The following is a 208-nucleotide window of genomic DNA, read 5'->3' as shown; positions in this document are numbered from 1 at the left end:
CAGACGCAACGCTGGATTCAGGCGGGCTGCTTCGAGGCCATGGTGAGCGATTTGCGTTCGATCATCCGGGTCGCCCAGGACCGCCGTGGTCAACCCAGCGCGGTCATCCTCGATGGCCGTACGCTGCAGTCGACGTGCGAAAGCGGCGCACGCGCAGGCTACGACGGATACAAACGCAAGAAAGGCAGCAAGGTACATATGGCGGTGG

The 208-nt window shown here is 63.0% G+C and carries 1 pseudogene; it reads left to right on the top strand.

The annotated features are described in order from the left end of the window. Window positions 1–208, top strand: a pseudogene (locus tag AB3X96_RS43070) (IS5/IS1182 family transposase); the annotation flags it as partial.

It is taken from the genome of Paraburkholderia sp. BR13439, from assembly GCF_040948805.1.
Lineage (GTDB): Bacteria > Pseudomonadota > Gammaproteobacteria > Burkholderiales > Burkholderiaceae > Paraburkholderia > Paraburkholderia youngii.
The sequence above is the reverse complement of the archived record's forward strand: the minus strand, read 5'-3'. Positions and strand labels throughout refer to the sequence as shown.